Origin of the sequence: Vibrio sp. THAF190c (genome assembly GCF_009363355.1) — a bacterium.
GTDB lineage: Bacteria > Pseudomonadota > Gammaproteobacteria > Enterobacterales > Vibrionaceae > Vibrio > Vibrio fortis_A.
Genome location: NZ_CP045338.1, coordinates 2,460,902 through 2,479,832, shown reverse-complemented (window position 1 = coordinate 2,479,832; position 18,931 = coordinate 2,460,902). Strand labels below are relative to the sequence as shown.

Genomic DNA, 18,931 nt, shown 5'->3' with positions numbered 1-18,931 from the left:
TTGGAGCTCTTTAAGTTGAGCTCCATGTTTGGTTGAAGAGGGAGTAGGTTTAACCATGTGTGAATTGCTCGGCATGAGCGCTAATGTGCCAACGGATATTTGTTTTAGTTTTACTGGATTGATGCAACGTGGCGGTAAAACTGGCCCACACCGAGATGGTTGGGGCATTACCTTCTATGAAGGAAAAGGCTTTCGTACTTTTAAGGATCCGAATCCAAGCTGCGAGTCAAAGATCGCAGAGCTGGTTCAAAACTATCCAATTAAAAGCTGTGCTGTTGTTAGTCATATCCGTCAAGCAAATCGTGGTGGTGTTAACCTAGAAAATACTCATCCTTTTACTCGCGAGTTATGGGGTAAGTACTGGACCTTTGCTCACAATGGTCAGTTAACCGACTATGATGACCTTGAAAGCGGCCGTTTTCGCCCAGTTGGTCAGACAGACAGTGAGCTATCGTTTTGCTGGCTACTTAAGCAGTTAGAAGATCGTTTTCCTGAGCCTCCTCAAGATATGATGGGGATGTTCCGCTTTGTTGCTGAGTGCTGTGACAAGCTGCGTGAAAAGGGCGTATTCAATATGCTTCTGAGTGATGGCGAGTATGTGATGACTTACTGTACCAATCACCTTTACTGGATCACACGACGAGCTCCGTTTGGAAAAGCGAGCCTGATTGATGAAGATGTAGAGATCAATTTTCAGGAAGAGACCACGCCGAATGATGTTGTGAGTGTGGTTGCAACACAGCCATTAACGGACAACGAAGAGTGGGCGCGCATGAAACCAGGCGAATTTGCACTGTTCCATTTCGGTGAGTTGATTGAGTCAAACCATCAAGCTTTAGCTGATGTGGCTTACGCTCCTAAAAAGGTGGCAAGCCAAGCTCCGACCGAACCCTTAGAGTAATCATTACACTAAGCTCCAAATAACAAAGGCCGCAATGCGGCCTTTTTAGTATTCGAACTAACATGTTTTATGGCCATGAGCACGTTTTTAGTCTTGTGCGTAGCCATGCTTGCCAAGCGTGTTTCCATCGAGCTCAGCACAACCCTCTTTCATCACCAATCTATCATCACAGAACCACTGACACACCAATGGGTAGATTTGGTGCTCTTGTGTCAGTACTCGGCTTGCCAATTCGTCTGCATCGTCTTCTACAAAAACAGGCACCTTTGCCTGTAAGATCACAGGGCCACCGTCTAGCTCTTCCGTGACAAAGTGGACACTGGTTCCGTGCTCTTTGTCTTTGGCATCAATGGCTCTTTGGTGTGTGTGCAGCCCTGGATACTTCGGCAATAGTGAAGGGTGAATGTTGATCATTTTCCCTAAGTAATGACGAACAAAATCAGCACTCAGAATACGCATATAGCCAGCGAGAACAATTAAGTCAGGTTGATAGGCATCGATCTGTTGCATTAGTTCGTGATCGAACGCTTCTCTTGATTCGAATGATTTTGGATCAAGAGAGTGTGCTGGGACTTCTGAAGTACGTGCACGCTCTAAGCCATATGCCTCTGCTTTATTTGAGAAAACTGCTTTGATAGAAGCATTAATGTGCTGGTTCTGACAAGCATCAAGGATGGCTTGGAGGTTGCTTCCGCTTCCGGAGATCAAAACGACGATGTTTTTCTGAGGGGCATTATTTTTCATAGAGGTATCAAACGCGATGAGTGAGAGTAAATAACAATTTACCTACATATTTTAAGGTTTTCTGGGGCGTAAATAGCAGAATGAGGACCTAAAGTCCTCATTCTTAATCGTGCGAGCTAGCAATCAAGCTTAGTTGATTTCAACTTGCTCTTCACCTTCAGCCGCTTGTGCAATTTCACCAATCACCCAAGCGTTCTCGCCTTCAGCTTTTAGCAGTTCAACAGCAGCTTCAGCTTGCTCTTTAGGAAGAGCAACGACTAGGCCAACACCACAGTTGAAAGTGCGGTACATCTCAAATGTCTCCACGTTACCTTTCTCTTGTAGCCAGTTGAAGATAGCTGGCCATTCCCAGCTGTTGCCGTCGATGACTGCTTTGGTACCTTCTGGAAGTACGCGTGGGATGTTTTCCCAGAAACCACCACCTGTGATGTGCGAGATAGCATGGATATCATGCTCTGCAATCATCTTAAGTGCTGACTTGATGTAAATCTTAGTTGGTTCTAGTAGGTGTTCACCAATGGTGCGACCTTCTAGCTCTTCGTTCTTATCTGCACCAGATACTTCTAGTACTTTACGAATCAGTGAGTAACCATTTGAATGTGGGCCGCTTGAGCCTACAGCGATAAGCGCATCACCCGCCGCAACTTTAGTGCCGTCGATGATGTCTGCTTTCTCAACAACACCAACACAGAAGCCAGCTACGTCGTAGTCTTCGCCCTCGTACATTCCAGGCATTTCAGCAGTTTCACCACCGATAAGTGCACAGCCTGATTGCACACAACCTTCAGCGATACCAGAAACTACGTCTGCTGCGGTATCAACGTCTAGCTTGCCTGTTGCGTAGTAGTCTAGGAAGAATAGAGGTTCTGCACCTTGAACGATTAGGTCGTTCACACACATTGCCACTAGGTCGATACCTATGGTGTCGTGTTTTTTCATATCCAAAGCAAGGCGAAGTTTAGTACCTACACCATCTGTACCAGAAACCAGTACGGGCTCTTTGTATTTAGTTGGTAGTTCACATAGGGCGCCAAAGCCACCAATGCCACCCATTACTTCTGGGCGACGAGTGCGTTTTACAGCACCTTTAATACGATCTACTAGTGCGTTACCTGCATCGATATCAACACCAGCGTCTTTGTAGCTTAGAGAAGAATTATTACCGCTCACGGGATAGTCCTCGGTCTTAAGTTGGATGTGAAAACGGCGCTATTCTAACAGGGCTTGCCAAATAAGAGCAAACGTTTGCGTAAATTTTTTGCCAAATAAACATACTGAAAATGTGATAAAAACGATGTATAATCTGTGGGTTTATTTAAATATTGCCGGAGTTGGAAATGAAAGTTGTTGAAGTAAAACACCCGCTAGTTAAGCACAAGATTGGCCTGATGCGTGAAGGCGAAATCAGCACGAAGCGTTTTCGTGAACTAGCAACAGAGGTGGGTAGCCTTCTAACATATGAAGCGACAGCAGATTTCGAAACTGAGCGTGTAGAGATCAACGGCTGGAATGGTCCAGTAGAAGTTGACCAAATTAAAGGTAAGAAAGTAACAGTTGTGCCAATCCTACGTGCTGGTCTTGGCATGATGGACGGTGTACTAGAGCATATTCCAAGTGCACGTATCAGTGTAGTTGGTATCTACCGTGATGAAGAAACACTTGAGCCTGTGCCATACTTCAACAAGTTAGCGTCTAACATCGATGAGCGTATTGCTCTTGTTGTTGACCCAATGCTAGCAACAGGTGGCTCAATGATCGCAACTATCGATCTTATGAAAGAGAAAGGTTGTAAGCACTTTAAGATTCTTGTTCTTGTTGCTGCGCCAGAAGGTATTGCAGCACTTGAGAAAGCACACCCAGATGTAGAGCTTTACACTGCGGCAATCGATGAGAAGCTAAACGACAAGGGCTACATTGTTCCTGGTCTAGGTGATGCTGGCGATAAGATCTTCGGTACTAAGTAATTCGGTTGGTTGTAGCGATATTTGCTATGACCAATAATAATGAAAAAAGGGAGCGTATCATCCGATACGCTCCCTTTTTGTTTGTGCTCGATTGATTCGATTACTTGATTTGCGCAGTGTCTACAGAGTGGTTCTCACCTAGCTCTTCCGGCAATACAAGGTTTAGTAGGATTGCTACGATACCACACAAACTTACGCCCTGAAGGCTGAAATCGCCGATACCAAAAGCCATGCCGCCGATACCAAATACCAGTGTCACACCGACGATCACTAGGTTGCGTGATTTGTGTAGGTCAACTTGGTTTTTGATGAGCGTATTTAGGCCAACTGTTGCAATAGAACCAAACAGTAGGATCATAATACCGCCCATAACTGGAACCGGGATAGTTTGAAGTAATGCACCAAGCTTACCAACCAGTGCAAGCACGATAGCGGTGACCGCAGCCCAAGTCATGATTACTGGGTTGAAGGCTTTCGTTAGCATCACCGCACCCGTTACTTCACTGTAAGTTGTGTTTGGTGGCGCGCCCAGCATAGAAGCAGCAATCGTTGCCACGCCGTCACCTGTGATGGTGCGGTGAAGGCCTGGCTTTTTAAGGTAGTCTTTACCCGTTACGTTCGAAATGGCCAGCATGTCACCAACGTGTTCAACGGCAGGAGCGATAGCAACGAACACCATGAAGAAGATCGCATTGATGTTGAACTCTGGCGCCACAAAGTTAGGCATAGCCAACCAAGAGGCTTGAGCTACCGGAGTAAAGTCGACCGCGCCGTAGACTAGGCTAGTGATGTAACCCGCTACGATACCACCAAAGATTGGCAGCAGTTTTAAAAAGCCTTTAGCGAATACGCTAATAATGATGGTAACAATCAGTGAAATCGCTGAGATCCAAAGAGCCGCATCGGCATCCACCAGCTGTACTGCGCCGTCTCCAGTTTTACCCAGTGCCATGTTAACGGCTACCGGTGCTAAACCAAGACCGATAACCATGATAACCGGACCAACTACCACTGGCGGTAATAGCTTATGGATAAAACCAACGCCGCGAACTTTAATTAGGCCGCCCATCAGCACATAGACCACACCTGCTGCCATTAGGCCGCCCATTGTGGCACCTATGCCCCAAGTTTGTACGCCAAACATGATCGGTGCGATAAACGCGAAAGAAGAGGCTAAGAAAATTGGAACCGAACGGCGAGTAATGACTTGGAAGAGGAGGGTACCAATACCAGCACCGAACAGTGCAACATTGGGATCTAAACCGGTAAGTAGGGGGACTAATACCAGTGCACCAAAGGCGACAAAGAGCATTTGCGCACCTTGCAAAGCATTTTTCATGATAGGTCCTTGAGCTAATCGTGAAGTAAAAAATAAAATTCGCGGGATTTTATCACCTCGCAATCGATTGCTATATAGGTTATGTCAAATTTATCGCTCATTTGCCGAAAATATGTGCATTATCACTTAAGTCTTCACTATTTTTCCTTAATAGTTATATATCACCCCGATAATTCTCGGTTATTCAATCGAGTATCTGCCATCGTCCTTGCCCAGTTACCCATAGTTGCTTATCATCAGGGCACAAGATTTTAAGACTAGGATCGATATGCGTTATTTAGCATTGTTGATGGGACTTTTGGCTGCGCCGAGTTATGCACTGACTCAGGTGGATATTTTCAGTGCCGAAGTGGCCATCAATTCAGAACAGAAAGAGCCAGAGAGAGCGGCTAGAAATGAGGGCATGCAACAGGTGCTGGTCCGTGCAACTGGCCAAACAGACGTTGCTGCTAATGAGACGGTAAAAAAGGCGATGCGTCAAAGCGCTCAGTACCTGTCACAAATGAGTTTTGGTGAGGCAAGTGAGCAAACTACGTTGCGCATGCGCTTTAATGGCGCCCAGATTCGCAACCTACTGACTCAAGCTCAATTACCTTACTGGCCTGAAACACGTTCCAACGTATTAGTGTGGCTAGTTGAAGAACAAAACTACGACAAGAATATCGTTTGGGAGCACTCGAATTCTGAGCTAGCGGCAGGCATTCAACAAAATGCGAAACTGCGTGGCCTACCAATTACGCTACCTGTAGGTGACTTCGACGACATCACAGGTATTGCAACGTCTGATCTGTGGGGTGGTTTTGTTTCACCTATCAGTCAAGCAAGTCAACGTTATCCTGTGGATGCGGTGTTGGTTGTGCGTGCTCAGCCGTCAGGTCTACGTTGGACACTTTACGATCAACAGCCTAACCAGATAACCAGTTCACCGAAATCACCGGTAACGGGGTCTGTTTCAGGCACTGGTGCTTCTGCGTCTGCGTCTCAGTCATTGATTAACGATATCAGTAACTACTACGCTAAGAAAAGTGCGGTCACAGTCGCGAGTGAGTCTTCGGAGTCAATTCTTGCGCAATTCATTAGTTTGAATAATGCACAAGACTTCTTCCAGCTAGAGAATGCGTTAAAAGCACTTAATTCAGTAGCAAGCTTAGATATCCTAAAGATTCAGAATCATGAAGTGACGTTCAGAATTCACCTGTTATCTACTCAAGATGAGTTTGAGACAGAAGTGGAGCGCCTACGTTCTGTGGCGAAAGTTGAAGCATCTTATATAGAGCCAGAGCAGACGCCTGAATTTGAAGCACAAGACAACACCTTGTCGGTGGGTGGCGTTGAACCACAATCGGAAGCTGAGAAAGCGCCACAAGTGGTTACTCCAAGTAACTTATCTGCTGAAGTCAAAGCATCGGAAGTCAAGTCAGAAACGAATGTCAGTGAAGAAGCAGCCGGAGAAGTCGCAGGCCGTGAAATTGTTGAGACTACCAGCGCTCCAAAACCACTAAAGCCAAGCCTGGTTTATGAGTGGATTCGATAATCGAGCTTAACAATGAAGAAAGCCCTGCGATGCAGGGCTTTTTTATAGCTGTTGGGTGCTGTAATCGATAGCGGTGCTAACGAAGAGATCACCTACCAATTACTGTTCAAACTTGGCTTTCTCTTTCTTTTCGACTTCAGATAGGCGTTTAAGCTTAATGCCCAGCTCTCTCGCTCGGAAACGAGCAAACAGAATGTTGCCAGCGAAACCTAAGGTCGTGAGCAGAAGCTCAACTGCCGCGAGCATGCGCTCACCACCATCGACATACAAAATCGTTAATGCATGTAGAAAATAGAGCATCAAGATGAAGTTAGCCCACGCATGGGTGTAAGGCTTAGCCGACAAAATACCCGGTAGTGGCAAAAGCAGTGGTACCGCCCATACAATCGCCAGTGTGACGTTGTCTAAATGAGGGTGCGGGGAAAGGGTCATTTGCCATGCAACTACCCAGCCCAAAAGCAATAAGTTACCCACCAAAGCAAAGTAACGAAATAGCTTAGTCTTGGGAGACATCGCTTTTTCAGACATATACATAATCAAGATATTCCTTTCTGGTTTATTGCCGTTCTCGCCAAACGCTTTCCAAGATTTTGTGCCAGTTCAATCTCTTCTTTGCTCAACGTGCTGTTTTCACCAGCGCTGCTTGCTCCATAGGGTGTGCCACCCGTTTGAGTGGTGTGCAGAGCAGGTTCAGAGTAGGGAATTCCCATAACGAGCATGCCATGATGCAGTAAAGGTAGCATCATCGTTTGTAGAGTAGTCTCTTGACCACCATGTAAAGAGGAAGAGGAAGTAAAGACGCAGGCTGGTTTATCGATGAGATCACCGTTAACCCATAGCGGGGTCGTGCTATCCCAGAAGTGCTTCATCGCCCCTGCCATATTACCAAACCACACAGGGCTGCCTAGCGCTAAGCCATCACATCCTTTTAGGTCTTCAAGGCTAGCGCACGGGTCGTTCACTGTAACGTCATTACGTGGAGAAGCATCGCTGGTGTGGATCTCTTGCACTGTTCGTAACACGGCTTGGCAACCAGAGACTGATTCAACGCCACGCGCGATCTGTCGAGCCAATGCGAGTGTGTTGCCGTGACGACTGTAATATAAGACCAGTATTGAAACGCTCATAAAGCCTTATAGGATCTCTAGTACTTGCTCTGGTGGGCGGCCGATTTTTGCGCGGTTATTGGCAACAACAACAGGGCGTTCAAATAGTTTTGGATTATCCGCCATCGCAGCGAACAGTTGCTCATCGGTTACTGAACTATCGCCTAGGTTTGCTTCTTTGTAATCTGCTTCTTTTGTTCTCATCATCTCGCGAACGGTTTCAAAACCTAGTTGGGAAAACAGAACCTTTAGTTGCTCAACAGACAAAGGCGTCTCTAGATATTTGATGATTTCTGGTTGAACACCATTTTCTTCAAGAATCGCTAAAGTTTGACGGCTCTTTGAGCAGCGAGGGTTATGATAAATTACGACAGACATGGTTCTTCCTCGGTATTATTTTTAGTTTATTTCTGTTAGGGCGACACATTAGGCAACCCTAACAGGTTGAGTCTTGTTTAAGGTGATTACTATTGTAGTGCCAAGAAGCGTTCACGTTGAATCATTAATTGGTCAATACGTGCGTCGTAACGCGCTTGTTTAAGGCTGCCTAGCTCGGCGATTTGACTGGCTTGAGTGTAGTACTGGATCGCTTTATTCCAGTTCGCTTGCAGAGCTAGAATTTCCGCTCGTGCAGCTAGGTCTTCATCACTGTTACCTAAGTCGATATTTGCTTTCGACAATAGATGCCAACCGTTGGTGTCATTTGGGTTGTCGTGAGTATAACGCTGTAGCACTCGGACCGCTTCCTGCTGCTCCTGGTTCTCAAGTAACGCATTAGCGTAATTGATTGTCAGCACTGAGTTATTTGGTTGACGTACTAATGCCGCCTTCAGCTCTTTGATCGCCTTTTGCGGTTTTTTCTGTTCGATGTGCAGATCCGAGATCGCATCGAGATAGAAAAGGTTAGTCGGGTCATTGGTGATCAGCTTGTTTAGAATCGGTTCGGCTTTATCAAGCTTCTTCGTATCTAGATATACCAGCGCCTGTCCGTACTCTAGAGATGGGACCATAGATTTCGGAGCCTTCTTCAACTTACGCTCAAACCAATCTAATGCCGCATCGCCATCAATACCTGCATAGCGAGCAACAATGCGCGCTCTGGCCAAATGGTAGTCAAGTGATGGTGCGAGTTTGAGAGGCGGGTAACTGCGAGCACGTGCGCGCGAGTCGGTAATACGGTCCTCTGGTAATGGGTGAGTCAGCAACATTGGTGGTGGTGTACTTGCATAACGGTACTCGTCAGCAAGACGGCCAAAGAAGCGGGGCATCGCATTCACATCAAATCCGGCTTTAGCCATGGTGCTGATACCAAAGCGATCGGCTTCTTTCTCGTTGCTACGCGTGTAGTTGATCTGACTCTGCATGTTTCCAGCTGTTGTGGCTGTCAGAGCCGCGATACCTGCTTCTGGTGCAGCGATTGCCAACAACACCGATGCAGCAAGTGCAGCAATGGTTGCCGGCGATCGACGAGCTTGGTCTTCCATACTTCGCGCTAAGTGGCGCTGAGTCACGTGTGCGATCTCGTGAGCCAGTACCGAAGCCAGCTCACTTTCAGATTGAGCGTGTAGGAACAGACCGGAGTGCAATGCGACATAGCCACCAAAGAAGGCGAATGCGTTGATGTTTCTGTCGCGAATCATGAAAAAGTTGAACGGCGTTTTTACGTCGTTGGCATTGGCGACGAGTCGGTGACCCAGGCTATCAATGTATTGATTAAGCACGGGATCATTAACCACAGGCTGACTGCTACGAATGATGCGCATGTAAGCATCACCATAGATCAACTCTTGGTCTATGGTCAGGGTGCCGCCGGCCGCCGTTCCGATATCGGGAAGGTCCAAACTATTTGCTTGAGCCAGTAATGGGTTACCGAGTGTTGTAGCGATGCATAAGCAAGCTATTGAGCGAGCGCGTTTAAACATATTAGTCAGTAATACTCCGTTTCTTCTGACAGTAAGACAAGGACAACACGAAATGGTTCTTTATCTGTTCTCACCTTTGTTTAAGTACGTGCGTTAAACTAAAGGTTGCGGAATGAAAGATGGCACGTTTTCAAAAACAGATTACAATACGACCCTTATAATAAGCATCGAGCTAGATAATGAAACCTAATATTCTAGATTTACGCCAAGAGCGCTGCCCAATGGCGTTATTATTAGCCAAGCGTCACAGTGTTAAGTTAGAAAATGGTCAGTCCTTGTTGATACATATTGCTGATCAGAGCTCAATGACCGATATTGTAAGCTTTTTATCCAAGCATGCCTTTAGTGTAGAAGTTGAAGCTTGCTCTGGTCATCACCAAATCCAAGTTACAAAAAAGGAATTGCAATCAAATGCTTGAAATGATGAATCGTTGGTATAAACGACGTTTTTCTGATCCACATGCAGTCAGTTTGGTGGCCATCATTTTATTTGGTTTTATTACCATCTATTTTTTCGGTCATTTGATCGCACCACTGCTGGTGGCGATAGTGCTTGCCTACTTACTTGAGTGGCCAGTGACACAACTACAGCGTCTCGGTTTGCCAAGAACGCCGTCTGTGATGTTGGTTATCTTGATGTTCTTCAGTGTGATGCTGATAGCTCTATTTGGTTTGGTTCCAACCATTTGGAATCAGGTTGGCAACCTACTTAACGATATCCCGAATATGTACCTCGGGCTGCAAAAGTTCATCGCGACGATCCCTGAACGTTACCCAGAACTGGCTAACCTACAAATCGTAGAGTCAGTGATGTCGAACGCGAAAAACAAAGTGTTAGGTATGGGTGAGAGCGTTGTGAAAGGCTCTCTGGCATCACTGGTGAGTATTGCAACGCTTGCTGTATACCTAATCTTGGTACCACTGCTTATTTTCTTCTTGCTGAAAGACAAAGAAGAGATGATCAGAATGGCGAGCGGACTACTGCCTCAGAACCGTCGTTTGGCAACTAAAGTATGGGTTGAGATGAATCAACAAATCTCAAACTACATTCGCGGCAAGGTACTTGAGATCTTAATTGTTGGCGGTGTGAGCTATGTGACCTTCGCTATCCTAGACTTGCGTTATTCAGCGCTGTTAGCTGTCGCGGTTGGCCTATCGGTGTTGATTCCGTACATTGGTGCAGCGGCGGTAACTGTGCCGGTGGCTATCGTTGGTCTGTTCCAGTGGGGACTGGCGCCACCGTTCTACTGGCTGCTATTGGCGTACGGTATCATCCAAGCGCTTGATGGTAATGTCTTAGTTCCTGTGTTGTTCTCAGAGGCAGTAAACTTGCACCCAGTGGCTATCATTGTCGCGGTATTGGTGTTTGGTGGTCTGTGGGGCTTCTGGGGCGTCTTCTTCGCGATTCCTCTCGCAACGTTGGTGAAGGCTGTGTGGAACGCACTACCAAGCCATGCTTTAGAAGATGAGATAGAACAAGCGTAACTTGCTTGATTTAAAACACGATTAAAAAGAAAGGCCGAATATTAAAGATATTCGGCCTTTCTTTATATTGGACTGAAACAGTCTCAGAAGCTGGTTTAGTCTTGCTTGAAGTAATCTAGAACCACTTCATGGTGCGTTTTGGTCTTGAACTTGTTGAATACGTGTTCAATAACACCTTCTTCGTTGATTAAGAAGCTGATGCGGTGCAGGCCATCGTAAACCTTACCCATGAATTTCTTCTCGCCCCAAACACCAAACTGCTCAGCAACGGCGTGGTCTTCATCAGAAAGCAGTGAGAAGTTCAGTGATTTCTTGGTAATGAAGTTTGGTAGACGTTTAACTGGGTCGATGCTTACACCAAGAACCACAACGTTTAGTGCATCTAGCTCAGCCTTGATGTCGCGCAGACCTTCTGCTTGCACAATACAACCCGGTGTCATCGCTTTTGGGTAGAAGTAGAAAAGGACTTTCTTGCCTTTGAAGTCACCAAGAGAAACGATGTTGCCATCTTGATCTGGAAGAGAGAATGCAGGTGCTGGAGTGCCAGCTGTCAGCGTATTCATGACATTTCCTTTTTAAAGACTGTTTTTGATAAAGTTGAGCGAGCCTTGGACTGATAGGCTCTGACACAGCGCGTTAAATTCTTCTTGTAGCTGCATCAGGTTACATTCTGATTGAACAGAAGCAGTAATTGAAATATGGAATTGATCGTTATCGAGTTGTACCTTCGACTTGTTGATGGTCTGCGCGCTGAGCGAGTCCAAACCAATCTCTCTATCGGCGAAGAACTGAGTGAACTTTTCGGTAAGACCAAGTCTATCGTCAGATTCGATAAATACTTCGAGCGTATAGGAGTTCTCGATATGATCATGCGGGGACGTTCGCTTCATGATAGTAATCAGGTCATGCTCCTGACCAAGCAAGGGTAGGGTCGTCTCCACACGCGTAATATTGTTGGCTTTGCCTGATAACAGCATAATGAGAGTAAACTCTTCACCAAACATCGCGATACGGCTGTCGATAATATTACAGCCTGATTGGGTGACTAACTGAACCACTTGGTTACAAATACCCGGGCGATCTGTGCCCACTGCGGTGATTACTAGATGTTGAGTCATAAAATCACGTCTCTTTATATTCCATTGATGAGAGCATGTTAGCACAGATACAGGAACTAATGAGTGAAGGTCGGGGTGTTTTTATGAGTCACTTAGACTTAAGTGGGTACTCAATGAGCGGAGTATGACACTTCAGTTTGAGAACATATTGAGAAAAGCCTACCACTAACCGAGCGCTGACAAGTTAGGTGTTAAATCGGTTACATTGGGCGTAAGCAAATCATTTCTAGCATTGAACCTGCTTATAAGTCGTTTGACCTCTAACATACGACAATATTTCATACAGTTGTGGCCGCGAAGCGACTTTAATCGCTTGTGTTTCTTAATCGGCTTACAGTAACATGCAAAAAGAACAAATTAAGGGAGATAGACATGTTTTCAGGAAGTATCGTTGCGCTGGTTACACCATTTAATTCTGACGGTGAAGTGGATTTCGAAAGCCTTAAAAAACTGGTCGAGCACCACATTGCAGCAGGTAGTGATGGTCTAGTAGCAGTAGGCACTACGGGTGAATCTTCTACATTGACTATCGAAGAGCATGTCAAAGTCGTTACTAAGATGGTTGAGTTTGCTGATGGCCGTATACCTGTGATTGCAGGTACGGGTGCAAATGCAACTCATGAGTCAGTACTGTTCAGCCGTCTGCTCAATGGTTCTGGTATTGCAGGTTGTCTAAGTGTGACACCTTACTACAACAAACCAACACAAGAGGGTTTGTACCAGCACTACAAAGCGATCGCAGAAGTGAGCGACGTTCCTCAAATCTTGTACAACGTACCGGGCCGTACGGCAGTAGACCTATTGCCAGAGACTGTGGCTCGTCTTTCAAAGATTGAAAACATCGTTGCACTTAAAGATGCGACGGGTGATCTAGACAGAATTGCAATTCATCGTGAACTTTGTGGCGAAGATTTTATCTTACTAAGTGGTGACGACCTCACAGGCCTAGAATTCGTAAAACGTGGCGGTGATGGTGTTATCTCAGTAACGAATAACGTTGCAGCAGCTGACATGGCTACTATGTTTAAGCTGGCGAAAGAGGGCAAATTTGAAGAGGCAGAGATAATTAACGAGCGTTTAATGCCACTTCACAAACATTTGTTCATTGAATCTAATCCAATTCCAGTAAAATGGGCGGTTCATAAAATGGGTTTGATCGCTGAGGGCAGTCTTCGACTTCCGCTGACAGAACTGTCAGAACCAGCTCAACCTATCGTTGCGCAAGCAATGACAGAAGCGTGTATTTACTAAATGTTTGAAACAGTGCCGAAGCTTGTCTTCGGCATTTAGGAGTATAAATGAAGTATTCTCACCAGCTAGTGATCGGCTCACTGGCTGTTTTCGTTCTTACAGCATGCTCTGGCAGCCCGACTCAACGTCGTCAAGCCAAGGATGACTTCGAATACTTAGAAACCCCAGCGTTGACTCAATGGCAACTGCCTGAAGACGCTACCCCTCAATTCTACCCAAACTACGATATCCCTAAGGGAGAGTTTGCTGGTGGTATTGGCCGCGATGTCGATATTCGCCCACCACAACAGGTGTTGGAGCTGATCCCAGGTGCGCGTGCTGAGCGTCAAAACGGTGAAGTCACTCTTTGGTTACTGCGTGCTGAAGAAGCTGATCGTGTGTGGCAAACCGCCGTGGACATGCTGACAGAGCGTAACATTGGTATTCGTGAGCAGTCTGATAAAGAGATTGAGACTGATTGGGTTACTTGGGTCTCTGAAGACGAAGAAGTTGAGATCGGCAGTCGTTACACTATCTCTCGTTTTGAAGCGAATAATCGTCACGGCTTTAAGATTAACTTGATTGATTGGCGTGAGGGTTCTGAAGAGAAGCCTGTGTCAGCGACCAATAAAGAGCGTTACAACGCCTTCATGACCAACTTGGTGATGGCGAAGTATGACGAGAACTTGCGTGCTGAAGCAGCATTGAAAGCGCAAGAGCTGGTTAAGAAGATCCCAATTTCGATGGGCTCAGACCGTAGCGGATTCCCTGTGATCATCGCGCGTACGCCTTATAACGTATTGTGGCAGCGTCTGCCTAAGCTTCTGCCTCAGATGGGCTTTGAGCTAGAGGAACGTAACCAGTCACAAGGTACCGTGAAAGCGAAATATGCGTCTCCAGATGACGAGTTTTGGGATGAGATTGGTCTTAAGCCGATCGACCTAAGCCCGGGTACATACACCTTCCTATTTGGTGACTTGGGTAACCGTACGTCTATCAACGTTACTGACGCTTCGGGTAAACCAGTGGAAGAAGAACTATTGAAGTCTCTGGTTCCTATCTTGGCGCATGTAGCAGATCAAACTAAAGATACCAAAGAAAAGTAACTTAGCTGATCCGTTACTGTCTCAATGACATCAATTAAAAAAGAGGACGCTATGTCCTCTTTTTTGTGTCTGTTAGCTTGAGAATGACGGCTCGGTATCGTCTATTCGTTACTTGTCGTCGAGGTTTTCTCGATTGAGTTTGTCTAAACGGTTGAGCTTGTCGAGATCACTCTCTTTTTTCAGTTTATCTGCCTTGCCGACGTTCATGTTTGCTGTGTACTTGAGTGCTGCAATGTTACCGACGACAACACTAACCACGATAAAAATGATGACCCAAGGGTTGGTTAGCCATTCAAGCATATAAGCTCCTAGTTACTGATATTCGTTATGAAACGATCATAGATGGATTCAAGGTGCTCCATAACGACCTCATACCCTAATATTGGCTCAGACTGAAGTTGATTGCCAAGTAGGGGACACGATAACTGTGATAGACAAAGCTGCGCAGTACGTTTATGACTAATGTGCCACGGCTCCACAGCCACGCCTCCTAAGTCCTTGCGATATGGGAAGAAAAAGCCAAACTCATCAGCGTTAGCTTCTAGCCATTGATAAAAGCTATGTTGGTGGCCTTCGAAGTATTCCCAAGGCTCTAACTGCAGTTGGGTGTCAGCGGGAAGATAATTGCGAGCAAAGACGTCAAAATCAGTCCCCCAGTGGTGACGACTGGCACCGGGTAGGGCAGACCAGCGCAAGATAGCCCACAGTTTTTCAGTGTCCGTTAACTGAGCGGCATCTAACGGTTGACTATCGCTGTCTAAAATAGCGGTTTCTCCTGCGTATTTTCGATTCCAGATCAAAGACTGACGCTGATAGCTTCGAAAACCACTGGCGATCTCCATTTTGTAACCTGCTTGCTCGGCGGCAGCAACTAAGCGGCGAAGATCTTGGGCGACCTCATGATGTACAAGAAAGGTTTTACTTCCAATTAATGTCTCTGCTAAATGAGACTCTACTTGTCCGGTTAACTCTTTAGGTGTCATGAGGTTGCCCAACTTTATTGTTGTCTTTTTGGTTTTTAAAGACTATGAGTTTGCTAGTAGGTTCACCAATGTACGTTGGTACATATCAGTCAGCTTCTCTAGATCAGCGACTTTCACACACTCGTTCACTTTGTGAATGGTTGCATTCACCGGGCCTAGTTCCACAACCTGTCCACCCATGCGTGCAATGAAGCGACCGTCAGATGTACCACCAGTGGTTAACAGCGCTGGTTTTACGTCGTTTACGTGGTCAACGGCATCAACGATGGCATCCAGAAGAGCACCAGTATCAGTCAGGAACGGGTCGCCATTGAATGTCCACTTCAGGTCGTATTCAAAGTCGTACTTGTCTAGAGTGCTCGTAATGCGCTCTACAATGATGTCGTTGCTTAGTTCAGTACTAAAACGAAGGTTAAACTGAACGTTGAATTCGCCAGGAATAACGTTTGATGCACCAGTGCCTGCGCTCACGTTTGGAATTTGGAAGCTCGTTGGTGGGAAGTAATCATTACCTTTATCCCACTCGGTTGTTGCAAGCTCATGAATCGCAAGCAGAGAGCTGTGTACAGGGTTATTCGCTAGGTGCGGGTAGGCAACATGGCCTTGTGTACCTTTGACTGTAAGATCGCCCGTGATTGAGCCACGGCGGCCATTTTTTACTACATCTCCGACGAATTCTGTACTTGAAGGTTCACCCACGATACACATGTCGATATTCTCGCCACGAGCCATCAGTGTTTCAACAACACGTACAGTACCGTTAATGAATGGTCCTTCTTCATCCGAAGTGATCAAAAAGCCGATAGAGCCTTTGTGAACCGGGTTTTCTGCGATGAACTGTTCAACGGCAACAATCATCGAAGCCAGTGAACCTTTCATATCCGCTGCACCACGGCCGTGAAGGTAACCATCAACAATCGTTGGTTCGAATGGTGGCGTATCCCAAAGCTCTGCAGGACCAGAAGGAACGACATCTGTATGACCTGCGAAAGCGAACAGCGGTGCTTCTGTGCCACGGCGAGCCCAAAAGTTGGTGGTGTCTTCGAATACCATCACCTCGATTTCAAAGCCGAGGGCTTTGAGGCGATTGATCATTACTTCTTGGCAGCCAGCGTCTTCTGGTGTTACTGATTGACGGCTAATGAGGTCTTTTGCCAGAGCCAAAGTTGGGCTGTCTGTCATCCTTGAGTTCCTTGTTCTACTTGTCTTTTGTTTTTTTAAAACGTGGCGTTTGGTCACCACGTTTCTAAAGTTGTTTTCAGTGCTAGTGCAAATGGGGATTAAGCAAAAATAGCGGAATATTGATCAGCTTTGAAGCCAATATGCAGCTTATCATCAACTTTTAGGATTGGTCGCTTAATCATTGCAGGTTGTTCAACCAAAAGAGCGATGGCATTTTCTTCATTTAGGCCATCTTTTTGTTCTTGAGTGAGCTGGCGATAAGTCGTGCCACGCTTGTTAAGCACTTGTTCCCAACCTAGCTCCTCACAGAAGCCGCGGACTAGCGCTTCATCGACACCTTGTTTACGGTAATCGTGAAATTCGAAGCTGATCTCTTCAGCTTGTAGCCACTTTTTAGCTTTTTTGATTGTGTCGCAGTTCGGGATACCAAACATTGTGATAGTCATTATTCTTCCTTTTGGTGATCTTCTTTCATTGTTATGTGTGGAATCCTATCAGGAACTCGGAATTCAGACAAAACAGAGTGAGGAATATTTCAAAGAACGAAAAAAAACAGTAAGAAAATGTCACGAATGGAGACTTATTGATCAACCTCAACATGTCGGATGAGAAAAAAGAAATAATTAACTGGCACATATATAGGAGGTGTCAATGGAGTTGAGTCCTGTTTTTGCAAGGCGGCTATATTTAGCGTTACTCGTCGAAAGCCTTGAAAGGCCGAATGTGCCTAAACTCATCGAAAAAACGGGTTGGCCTCGTCGTACTATTCAAGATGTACTCAAGGCGTTACCGGGGATCGGTATCGAACTCATGTTTATTCAAGATGGGCGACGTCATAATGATGGTTACTATCAGTTATCTGATTGGGGACCATTCGACAGTCAATGGGTTCTGGAGCGTAAGAATGATATAGCGTCCAGTCTTGGATTTAGTGCATAAGCCAGCGAAAGCTGGCTTTTTCTTTTTTATCAACTCGTTTTCAATTTGATGTTATCGAAACCGCGAAAACATTATGGGCAGTCATAAGCAGCGCCAAGCATGGTCACCGATGTCGCGAAGTCTTGCGGTAGCGTAAAAATGACGGTGTCTGCATCTAGCGCGATAGCATTAGATTTAAGCTCATTCATCGCTCCTTGAACCAAGGTATCATTCGGGAAGAATAGATAGCTATACCAATGCCCCTCGCTCCCGGTTATCTCCCCTTTGTATTGGCAACCACTGATGTCAATAATGCCATGGTAGTCCATCCTTACTAGGTGAGCGTTCTCATGTGGCACTTTAGTCGGGGTTGTACACCCTGCTAGTAGGCCGAGAGTCAGTAGCCCTATTGTTAGTCGTTTCATTTCATCATCTCACGATTGAGTAATGTAGGCAGCAAAGCCAAGCCAACTCACAATCAATAGTACCCACGGCAGCATACTTTGTTTTTGTGCTGGTTCTGCGGCGGGCTCAGTGGCGACCTCTTTGGCTTGAGCAAGGTTTTGCTGCTTCTCTTTTTGTTGCTTCTTTTTAGCCTTATCGGCCTGACGGTTTCGCTCTTTTTGCTGTTTTTTGTATTGCGCGATGCCTTTCTCGATGCCTTGAGCAATGAGTTTAGTCTGCTCTTTGGTTTGCCCTGGCTTTTGAGTTGCTTTGGCAATTTTGAACGCTTCTTGTTGGGATTCAACAGAAGGAGTCTGTGTCTTCTTTTTCATGCTGAGATAATCGTTAATACCAATATGTAGATAAGATAACGTAAACCTAGAGAAGTATGAATGATTTGCGTTAAAGTGTCTGTTTTCTAATAAGCTGAAGTGAGAGCTGTGCGGTATTCTTTAGAACAATATGATAAACACGGCTTTCTTAAAGCACCGATTTTACTGTGGCTGGGTTGGTTGTTTTTGGCCAAGGCCTTGGTCGTGTTTGTTGTGGCTGGTGCCAGTCGTGAGTCAGGAGCTAAAATACTAGAGATAGCTTACCCCGACCATCAAATGTTTTATGTGGGAATTGCTCTCAGTGTGCCGAGCGTTCTATTGATGTGGCTGTTTGGCCTGAGATCGCCGGAACGCCCGTATGTTAATACGATTGTCTCTTGGGGACGATGGGTCACCCTTTTCGCTGTTTTAAGCCAGTTTGCACATACCGTTTATCTTGTCTATCTCGATCACGGTGTGTTTCATTGGTTACATGGCGTCACACTGACGCTGTTATTGTGGTTTTTAATCTATCTCATCAAGAGCAATACTGTACGAGATTGTTTTATCACCGTTGAAGCTGAAGACTGACAATAATCAAAAATAATTAATACAATCATATTTATACTAGAAGCTAAAAATGA

Annotated in this window: 24 protein-coding genes; 9 read left to right on the top strand and 15 right to left on the bottom strand. The window is 45.8% G+C overall.

Going from position 1 to position 18,931, the window contains the following annotated elements:
- The first annotated feature begins 55 nt into the window (after positions 1–55).
- Positions 56–901 (top strand): class II glutamine amidotransferase, encoded by an 846-nt coding sequence (locus tag FIV04_RS11030; RefSeq protein ID WP_032551725.1) that lies wholly within the window; start codon positions 56–58, stop codon positions 899–901.
- An 87-nt stretch (positions 902–988) separates the two neighbouring features.
- Here FIV04_RS11030 and purN read toward each other — a convergent pair whose 3' ends face one another.
- Complete coding sequence (purN, locus tag FIV04_RS11025; protein WP_152469144.1) at positions 989–1,645, bottom strand: phosphoribosylglycinamide formyltransferase; 657 nt, start codon at positions 1,643–1,645, stop codon at positions 989–991.
- A 129-nt stretch (positions 1,646–1,774) separates the two neighbouring features.
- On the bottom strand, positions 1,775–2,815 hold the full coding sequence (purM, locus tag FIV04_RS11020; RefSeq protein ID WP_032551727.1) for a phosphoribosylformylglycinamidine cyclo-ligase: 1,041 nt from the start codon (positions 2,813–2,815) through the stop codon (positions 1,775–1,777).
- A 167-nt stretch (positions 2,816–2,982) separates the two neighbouring features.
- Here purM and upp point away from each other — a divergent pair, with 167 nt between their 5' ends.
- Positions 2,983–3,609, top strand: coding sequence for a uracil phosphoribosyltransferase (gene upp / locus FIV04_RS11015; protein WP_172974240.1), 627 nt, complete (start codon positions 2,983–2,985; stop codon positions 3,607–3,609).
- 100 nt (positions 3,610–3,709) lie between these two features.
- On the opposite strand, the gene FIV04_RS11010 is transcribed toward upp, so the two are convergent.
- Entirely contained in the window at positions 3,710–4,948 is a 1,239-nt protein-coding gene (locus FIV04_RS11010; protein WP_150869106.1) for a uracil-xanthine permease family protein, read from the bottom strand.
- 268 nt (positions 4,949–5,216) lie between these two features.
- Here FIV04_RS11010 and FIV04_RS11005 point away from each other — a divergent pair, with 268 nt between their 5' ends.
- Complete coding sequence (locus FIV04_RS11005) at positions 5,217–6,482, top strand: DUF2066 domain-containing protein (protein WP_152469143.1); 1,266 nt, start codon at positions 5,217–5,219, stop codon at positions 6,480–6,482.
- 99 nt (positions 6,483–6,581) lie between these two features.
- Here the strand turns inward: FIV04_RS11005 and FIV04_RS11000 are convergent, their stop codons facing one another.
- The 4 genes from FIV04_RS11000 to FIV04_RS10985 form a co-directional block, all read right to left on the bottom strand.
- Complete coding sequence (locus FIV04_RS11000; RefSeq protein WP_172974270.1) at positions 6,582–7,019, bottom strand: DUF2069 domain-containing protein; 438 nt, start codon at positions 7,017–7,019, stop codon at positions 6,582–6,584.
- Positions 7,019–7,609 (bottom strand): NAD(P)H:quinone oxidoreductase, encoded by a 591-nt coding sequence (gene wrbA, locus FIV04_RS10995; protein WP_152469142.1) that lies wholly within the window; start codon positions 7,607–7,609, stop codon positions 7,019–7,021. The genes FIV04_RS11000 and wrbA overlap by 1 nt, the downstream gene beginning before the upstream one ends.
- A gap of 6 nt (positions 7,610–7,615) precedes the next feature.
- Positions 7,616–7,966: an arsenate reductase (glutaredoxin) gene (gene arsC / locus FIV04_RS10990; RefSeq protein WP_032551733.1), complete on the bottom strand. Its 351-nt coding sequence runs from the start codon at positions 7,964–7,966 to the stop codon at positions 7,616–7,618.
- Positions 7,967–8,055: 89 nt separating this feature from the next.
- Complete coding sequence (locus FIV04_RS10985) at positions 8,056–9,510, bottom strand: M48 family metallopeptidase (RefSeq protein ID WP_152469141.1); 1,455 nt, start codon at positions 9,508–9,510, stop codon at positions 8,056–8,058.
- A 179-nt stretch (positions 9,511–9,689) separates the two neighbouring features.
- On the opposite strand from FIV04_RS10985, the gene FIV04_RS10980 reads away from it, so the two are divergent.
- Both FIV04_RS10980 and FIV04_RS10975 read left to right on the top strand, forming a co-directional pair.
- Positions 9,690–9,929, top strand: a complete 240-nt coding sequence (locus FIV04_RS10980; RefSeq protein WP_032551735.1) for a sulfurtransferase TusA family protein — start codon at positions 9,690–9,692, stop codon at positions 9,927–9,929.
- Positions 9,922–10,995 (top strand): AI-2E family transporter, encoded by a 1,074-nt coding sequence (locus FIV04_RS10975; protein ID WP_032551737.1) that lies wholly within the window; start codon positions 9,922–9,924, stop codon positions 10,993–10,995. The genes FIV04_RS10980 and FIV04_RS10975 overlap by 8 nt, the downstream gene beginning before the upstream one ends.
- Positions 10,996–11,090: 95 nt before the next feature.
- Here the strand turns inward: FIV04_RS10975 and bcp are convergent, their stop codons facing one another.
- Positions 11,091–11,558 (bottom strand): thioredoxin-dependent thiol peroxidase, encoded by a 468-nt coding sequence (bcp, locus tag FIV04_RS10970; protein ID WP_150869101.1) that lies wholly within the window; start codon positions 11,556–11,558, stop codon positions 11,091–11,093.
- Between the two features lie 12 nt (positions 11,559–11,570).
- The gene (locus tag FIV04_RS10965; protein WP_032551739.1) at positions 11,571–12,113 is read right to left on the bottom strand and encodes a glycine cleavage system protein R; all 543 of its coding nucleotides are present in this window, start codon (positions 12,111–12,113) and stop codon (positions 11,571–11,573) included.
- 372 nt (positions 12,114–12,485) lie between these two features.
- On the opposite strand from FIV04_RS10965, the gene dapA reads away from it, so the two are divergent.
- Together dapA and bamC are read left to right on the top strand one after the other, a co-directional pair.
- On the top strand, positions 12,486–13,364 hold the full coding sequence (gene dapA, locus FIV04_RS10960) for a 4-hydroxy-tetrahydrodipicolinate synthase (RefSeq protein ID WP_152469140.1): 879 nt from the start codon (positions 12,486–12,488) through the stop codon (positions 13,362–13,364).
- 47 nt (positions 13,365–13,411) lie between these two features.
- On the top strand, positions 13,412–14,449 hold the full coding sequence (gene bamC, locus FIV04_RS10955; protein WP_150869100.1) for an outer membrane protein assembly factor BamC: 1,038 nt from the start codon (positions 13,412–13,414) through the stop codon (positions 14,447–14,449).
- Between the two features lie 108 nt (positions 14,450–14,557).
- Here the strand turns inward: bamC and FIV04_RS10950 are convergent, their stop codons facing one another.
- The 4 genes from FIV04_RS10950 to FIV04_RS10935 form a co-directional block, all read right to left on the bottom strand.
- Positions 14,558–14,749, bottom strand: coding sequence for a DUF2897 family protein (locus FIV04_RS10950; protein ID WP_150869099.1), 192 nt, complete (start codon positions 14,747–14,749; stop codon positions 14,558–14,560).
- An 8-nt stretch (positions 14,750–14,757) separates the two neighbouring features.
- Positions 14,758–15,432 (bottom strand): M15 family metallopeptidase, encoded by a 675-nt coding sequence (locus FIV04_RS10945; protein WP_152469139.1) that lies wholly within the window; start codon positions 15,430–15,432, stop codon positions 14,758–14,760.
- Between the two features lie 42 nt (positions 15,433–15,474).
- Positions 15,475–16,614, bottom strand: a complete 1,140-nt coding sequence (gene dapE, locus FIV04_RS10940) for a succinyl-diaminopimelate desuccinylase (protein ID WP_152469138.1) — start codon at positions 16,612–16,614, stop codon at positions 15,475–15,477.
- Positions 16,615–16,712: 98 nt separating this feature from the next.
- The gene (locus FIV04_RS10935) at positions 16,713–17,060 is read right to left on the bottom strand and encodes an ArsC family reductase (protein ID WP_152469137.1); all 348 of its coding nucleotides are present in this window, start codon (positions 17,058–17,060) and stop codon (positions 16,713–16,715) included.
- Between the two features lie 205 nt (positions 17,061–17,265).
- Between FIV04_RS10935 and FIV04_RS10930 the strand changes: the two genes are divergently transcribed.
- Positions 17,266–17,553: a helix-turn-helix domain-containing protein gene (locus FIV04_RS10930; protein WP_152469136.1), complete on the top strand. Its 288-nt coding sequence runs from the start codon at positions 17,266–17,268 to the stop codon at positions 17,551–17,553.
- A 71-nt stretch (positions 17,554–17,624) separates the two neighbouring features.
- Here the strand turns inward: FIV04_RS10930 and FIV04_RS10925 are convergent, their stop codons facing one another.
- On the bottom strand, positions 17,625–17,957 hold the full coding sequence (locus FIV04_RS10925) for a DUF4156 domain-containing protein (RefSeq protein ID WP_152469135.1): 333 nt from the start codon (positions 17,955–17,957) through the stop codon (positions 17,625–17,627).
- Between the two features lie 9 nt (positions 17,958–17,966).
- Positions 17,967–18,308, bottom strand: a complete 342-nt coding sequence (locus tag FIV04_RS10920; protein WP_150869094.1) for a DUF2956 domain-containing protein — start codon at positions 18,306–18,308, stop codon at positions 17,967–17,969.
- A gap of 108 nt (positions 18,309–18,416) precedes the next feature.
- Here FIV04_RS10920 and FIV04_RS10915 point away from each other — a divergent pair, with 108 nt between their 5' ends.
- Complete coding sequence (locus tag FIV04_RS10915) at positions 18,417–18,878, top strand: DUF2919 domain-containing protein (RefSeq protein ID WP_152469134.1); 462 nt, start codon at positions 18,417–18,419, stop codon at positions 18,876–18,878.
- Positions 18,879–18,931 lie beyond the last annotated feature (53 nt).

Coding starts and splice junctions, on each gene's coding strand:
- FIV04_RS11030 (WP_032551725.1), top strand. CDS start 56: ATGTGTGAATTGCTCGGCATGAGCGCTAATGTGCCAACGGATATTTGT.
- purN (WP_152469144.1), bottom strand. CDS start 1,645: ATGAAAAATAATGCCCCTCAGAAAAACATCGTCGTTTTGATCTCCGGA.
- upp (WP_172974240.1), top strand. CDS start 2,983: ATGAAAGTTGTTGAAGTAAAACACCCGCTAGTTAAGCACAAGATTGGC.
- FIV04_RS11010 (WP_150869106.1), bottom strand. CDS start 4,948: ATGAAAAATGCTTTGCAAGGTGCGCAAATGCTCTTTGTCGCCTTTGGT.
- FIV04_RS11005 (WP_152469143.1), top strand. CDS start 5,217: ATGCGTTATTTAGCATTGTTGATGGGACTTTTGGCTGCGCCGAGTTAT.
- wrbA (WP_152469142.1), bottom strand. CDS start 7,609: ATGAGCGTTTCAATACTGGTCTTATATTACAGTCGTCACGGCAACACA.
- arsC (WP_032551733.1), bottom strand. CDS start 7,966: ATGTCTGTCGTAATTTATCATAACCCTCGCTGCTCAAAGAGCCGTCAA.
- FIV04_RS10985 (WP_152469141.1), bottom strand. CDS start 9,510: ATGTTTAAACGCGCTCGCTCAATAGCTTGCTTATGCATCGCTACAACA.
- FIV04_RS10980 (WP_032551735.1), top strand. CDS start 9,690: ATGAAACCTAATATTCTAGATTTACGCCAAGAGCGCTGCCCAATGGCG.
- FIV04_RS10975 (WP_032551737.1), top strand. CDS start 9,922: ATGCTTGAAATGATGAATCGTTGGTATAAACGACGTTTTTCTGATCCA.
- bcp (WP_150869101.1), bottom strand. CDS start 11,558: ATGAATACGCTGACAGCTGGCACTCCAGCACCTGCATTCTCTCTTCCA.
- FIV04_RS10965 (WP_032551739.1), bottom strand. CDS start 12,113: ATGACTCAACATCTAGTAATCACCGCAGTGGGCACAGATCGCCCGGGT.
- dapA (WP_152469140.1), top strand. CDS start 12,486: ATGTTTTCAGGAAGTATCGTTGCGCTGGTTACACCATTTAATTCTGAC.
- bamC (WP_150869100.1), top strand. CDS start 13,412: ATGAAGTATTCTCACCAGCTAGTGATCGGCTCACTGGCTGTTTTCGTT.
- FIV04_RS10950 (WP_150869099.1), bottom strand. CDS start 14,749: ATGCTTGAATGGCTAACCAACCCTTGGGTCATCATTTTTATCGTGGTT.
- FIV04_RS10945 (WP_152469139.1), bottom strand. CDS start 15,432: ATGACACCTAAAGAGTTAACCGGACAAGTAGAGTCTCATTTAGCAGAG.
- dapE (WP_152469138.1), bottom strand. CDS start 16,614: ATGACAGACAGCCCAACTTTGGCTCTGGCAAAAGACCTCATTAGCCGT.
- FIV04_RS10935 (WP_152469137.1), bottom strand. CDS start 17,060: ATGACTATCACAATGTTTGGTATCCCGAACTGCGACACAATCAAAAAA.
- FIV04_RS10930 (WP_152469136.1), top strand. CDS start 17,266: ATGGAGTTGAGTCCTGTTTTTGCAAGGCGGCTATATTTAGCGTTACTC.
- FIV04_RS10925 (WP_152469135.1), bottom strand. CDS start 17,957: ATGAAACGACTAACAATAGGGCTACTGACTCTCGGCCTACTAGCAGGG.
- FIV04_RS10920 (WP_150869094.1), bottom strand. CDS start 18,308: ATGAAAAAGAAGACACAGACTCCTTCTGTTGAATCCCAACAAGAAGCG.